Origin of the sequence: Dapis brunnea BLCC-M229, assembly GCF_050015995.1 — a bacterium.
Taxonomy (GTDB): domain Bacteria; phylum Cyanobacteriota; class Cyanobacteriia; order Cyanobacteriales; family Microcoleaceae; genus Trichodesmium.
Genome location: NZ_JBNHEP010000069.1, coordinates 1 through 4,728, shown reverse-complemented (window position 1 = coordinate 4,728; position 4,728 = coordinate 1). Strand labels below are relative to the sequence as shown.

3 protein-coding genes and 1 pseudogene are annotated in these 4,728 nt (G+C 31.7%); 2 read left to right on the top strand and 2 right to left on the bottom strand.

Annotated elements, in window-relative coordinates; translation table 11 throughout:
• Positions 1 to 721: 721 nt before the first annotated feature.
• A pseudogene (locus ACP6PM_RS08130) lies at positions 722 to 775 on the top strand (hypothetical protein); the annotation flags it as partial.
• 28 nt (positions 776 to 803) lie between these two features.
• A complete protein-coding gene (locus ACP6PM_RS08125) occupies positions 804 to 1,031 on the top strand; it encodes a hypothetical protein (protein ID WP_426583505.1) in 228 nt (75 codons plus the stop codon).
• A gap of 130 nt (positions 1,032 to 1,161) precedes the next feature.
• Here the strand turns inward: ACP6PM_RS08125 and ACP6PM_RS08120 are convergent, their stop codons facing one another.
• A complete protein-coding gene (locus ACP6PM_RS08120; RefSeq protein WP_426583503.1) occupies positions 1,162 to 2,808 on the bottom strand; it encodes a response regulator in 1,647 nt (548 codons plus the stop codon).
• A 225-nt stretch (positions 2,809 to 3,033) separates the two neighbouring features.
• Positions 3,034 to 4,461, bottom strand: a complete 1,428-nt coding sequence (locus tag ACP6PM_RS08115) for a diguanylate cyclase domain-containing protein (protein ID WP_426583501.1) — start codon at positions 4,459 to 4,461, stop codon at positions 3,034 to 3,036.
• Between the last annotated feature and the right edge of the window lie 267 nt (positions 4,462 to 4,728).

Sequence of the window (4,728 nt, the reverse complement as noted above, 5' to 3'; positions counted from 1 at the left end):
TAGTTGCTCTTGGCAGTTATAATCATTCCCTACCCCATCATATTGAGTGGATACGAAATAAGGATAAGTATGTTTGCAGTTTTATAAGTTACAGACCTGATAGTTGTATTCCATGTTAAGTTGTTAAGTTAATAAAAACCGCTATCAACATTTTCTGATTAAAAAAATCTCTGTTTGGGTAGCATAACCTAGGAAAAGTCAGTCTGGGCGAGGGAATAACGTTAATGCTCTCAAAAAGGCTGTTTGGGCATCATTCCCCATGAAAAACTTAGCCAGAAAAGGATTTATGCCTTTTTGACCTCAAAACCTATACCTATCTATATTTGAGTCTATTTGTCTAAGTCCTAAGATTTTTCAAAGAACTTAACTTTAAACTTTGTTTTGTTTGAGTTTTTTAATATGACTAAATCATATCCAGAATAATTGGGGAGTGGTTGCCAATTTGGCAGGTTTATTAGGGGAAGTGATTTCCAATTCCAATTCTACTCTAGTTACCATACCAAGTGTGTTATTCCCAATACCATAAACTTTGCCAGACTTGAACTTTCTATTTATAAATTTATTAACGTGATGTAAGTTTTTAAGCGTTTTTCAGGTTAATGAGGTATGCTTTTGTCTAAATGTTGGCAGAAGACCCGCACCATAATTTTAATTTGGTGTCCTATGGGAATGCCAACCAATGCTATAATAATGCTTTAGTGCGAGTAATAGGTAAAAAACATTGAAAGCAAGATACAAATATCGCATCTATCCAAATTATATACAAATAACGCGCATTAATCAACTATTTGGTTGTTGTCGATATGTTTGGAATCAATCGAGATTCACAGCGTGCGCGAGAATTAGTTTGGTTAAAGGAAGTGGCATCCACTCCACTACAACAATCATTAAAAGATTTAGACCAGGCATATAAAAATTTCTTTAATAGTTGTACTGCTAAGGGTAAAGGCGTAGGGGCGAACGGCTGTTCGCCCCTACAGCTACCATTATTTAAGTCCAGGAAATCTAGACAAACTGCAAGATTTGTATAGCAATCAGGAATCAGATGTAAGAATTGAATGTTTCTTAAAAGAATATAGTATAATTGTTTCTTCGCCTATTCCCTACTCCCTATTCCCTACTCCCTTTTTTGCATTTGGTATAAGTACCATTATTCCTTCTTCAAGCAACAAAGTCGTTTAGAGTAAAATAAAAAGTTGTTCCTTCTCCTACTTGAGAATCACACCAAATTAAGCCTTGATGACGATTAATAATTCTTTTCACAATTGACAAACCAATACCAATTCCTGGAAACTCATTATCTGAATGGAAGCGCTTAAAAGGAGTAAATAATTCTTGGGCGGTTTCCATATTAAAACCTGCTCCATTATCTTTAACAAAATAAATTCTATCTAATTTTTGCTCACATAAGTTTTTGTCTTTATAATATAAAGAGCATTGACTAATGATTGCATCTAAATTTTGTTTTTCTCCGGATAAAAGTCCAAATTCAATATAAGTAACATCTTTTTTAGATGAGTATTTCCAAGCATTACTAATTAAATTTTCTAAAGCAATTGTGAAAAAATTTTCATCTACTTTAGCTATAATATTGGGCTGAATTACTAATTCTACTTTTCTTTGTGGTTCCTTTCTTTGGAGTTTCATTAATATGTCTTCAACTATATTACTTAAATCTATTAATTCAAGAGTTATGGCACTTTTTTTAACCTTTGATAACAGCAGTAAATCTTTAATAATTTGCTGCATCCGAGCAGTTGATTGAGAAATCACATCAAAAATTTCTTGAGAGCTTTGAGTGGGATGATCATGATTTTTATATTCTTCTTGGAGAAAATCAATTAATGATTCAATATTTCCTAATGGATTCCGTAAATCATGAGCTACACTATAACTAAAAGCTTCTAATTCTTTATTTGTTTCTTCTAGGGTTAATTCTAAGTTTTTCCTTTCTGTAATATCTCTGACTGTAATCGCAAAACCATCTCCTAATTTAACAGCGATGAAATGATACCATTTTCCTTCTTTTTCGTCATTATAATAAATATCTTGCTCTAAATATTTTCCAATTTCTACCACCTTAACAAAATTAGGAAATAAATCATAATTAATTCTATCTAAAAACTTTTTAACCACTATTTTACCAATTAAATCTTGTGGTTCTCGATTAAAAGCTCTAGCAATAATTGGATTAACAACTAAACAAGAAAAATCAATAATATTTCCCGTCCTATTGTCTCTTAATGCTGCCATAGCTGCAATCCCATCAACAGAAGAATTTAAAATACTAGAAATTAAAGCCCTAGATTGATATAAAATAGCCTCTGCTTCTTTGCGTTGTCTAATTTCTTCTTTAAGATTATCTTGTTCTGTTTTTAATAATTTTCTTTCTTTTTCTAGTAGTTTTTTTTGTTTTTGAATTGTTAACTGACTTTTTATTCTTGCTAAAACTTCTTCTTCTTGAAAAGGTTTGGTGATATAATCTATTCCTCCTACTTCAAAAGCTTTTACTTTATCAAAAAGTTCATTTAAAGCACTAATAAAAATTATAGGGATTTCCTCAGTTTGATGATTCGCTTTTAAACGTGCACAAACTTGATAGCCATCGAGTTCTGGCATTTTAATATCTAATAAAATTAGATCGGGAATATCAGTTTCGATAGAAAGCAATGCACTTTCCCCATCAATGGCTTTTCTTACCTGATAATTATGATTTTTTAAAAGAGTCGCTAAAACTTTTAAGTTTTGCAGGTTATCATCAACTATTAAAATAATTCCTTCGCAATTTTTGTGTGATATAGTATTCATAGCATTCTCAAAATAATTGGGTCTAATATCAAATCCGGTAGTATCGGTATAAATCAACGTAGAAACCGGGTTTTTATTAAATGCCCCACTATACCAACATCTACCTCACATAAACCCGGTTTCTTATAACAATTCAAAAACAACTTTTGACTTCTGACTTCTAACTTCTGACTTCATTAAAGTTTCTCCTAATTCATAGCTTGAATTTTTCTTCCTCTTCATTTTTTATGGAGTATAAATCATCGCTCGATCGCGCCCTTCTTGTTTCGCTATATACAAAGCTTTATCCGCCATTGTAATCAGAGCATCCGGTGAACTTTCCGAACTAGGGATGATACTGGCAATACCCAGACTAGCAGAAACAATTGAACTTACCTTTGATTCTTTGTGAGGAATTGCTATTTTGTGAAGAGTTTGTCGGATAAGTTCAGCGATCGAACTCGCCCCTTCCTGATTTGTATTAGGCAAAAGAATCACAAATTCTTCACCCCCATAACGAGCAATCAGATCGTAAGAACGACTTAATACATTCTTTGCAGCTTGGGCAACTTGCTTTAAACAATTATCTCCAGCTTGATGTCCGTAAAAATCATTATATAATTTAAAATAATCCAGATCGAATAATATCAGAGATAAAGGTTGCTTTTCTCTTTGACAACGTTGCCATTCTTTGACTATAGTTTCCTGAAAATTACGACGATTAGCAATTCCTGTTAATCCGTCTATGGTTGCGAGATAATTTAGTTCTAATTCTAGCTTTTTCCTTACCGTAATATCTCTTACGGTAATGGCAAAACCATCAGCTAATTTAACGGCAATGAAATGATACCATTTTTGCTCTTGTTTATGTTCATAAGTAAAGTCTTTTTCTAAAGGTATTCCTGTTTCTACGACTTCAACAAAGGCGGGAAATAAATTAGGGTCAATTTTATGAATAAATCTTTTAAAAATCAACTTACCGATTAAATTCTCCATTTCTTGATTAAAAACTTCTGCAATAAGAGGATTAACCACTAAACAGCGAAACTCCTCAATCTTTCCAGTTTTTGGATTTCTGACTGCTTCTAAAGCGGCAATCCCATCAAGGGAACTATTGACAATACTAGAAATCATTGCCCTTGATTGATATAAAATTTCTTCTATTTCTTTTCTGTATTTAATTTCTTGCTTAAGTTTTTTTTGTTCTTTTTCTAATGATGCTTGTTTTATCTTTAATAATTTATGTTCTTCTTCTAAGAGTTTTGACTGTCTTTTAATAGTTAACTGACTACTAATTCTTGCTAAAACTTCTTCTTCCTGAAAAGGTTTAGTAATATAGTCTATTCCTCCCAATTCAAATGCTTTGACTTTATCAAATGCTTCGCTCAAAGCACTAATAAAAATTACTGGAATATCTTGAGTTTGAGGATTAGATTTTAATTTTTGGCAAACTTGATAACCATTCATGCTGGGCATTTTTATATCTAATAAAATTAAATCCGGCATATCAGTTTCTACTGCAATCAGAGCATTTTCTCCATTAATAGCTTTTTTGACTTTATAATTGTTGTTTTTTAAGAAATTTGCTAAAACTTTTAAATTTGAAATTTGATCGTCAACAATGAGAATTGTAGCTTCTAAATTTTGTTTTGGTAAATGATTAGGTTGAATCATAATTATATTTTGAATATTTTCAAGAATAATTAGTCATATAGCAATTTCCATCCTGGTGAGGTAGAAAATTCCTTTGTTTTAGGGAACAGGGAACAGGGAATAGGGAACAGGGAATAGGGAATAGGGAATAGGGAATAGAAAAGAAATAAAAATAGGTGTACCTCATTAGCCTGAGAAACGCTATAAAATAGATTCAAGAAGTTGTCTAATTTTCTGAAATTGGAAATCATCAACTAAAGTCTTTAACTGCTGCCCTAATAAAGATTG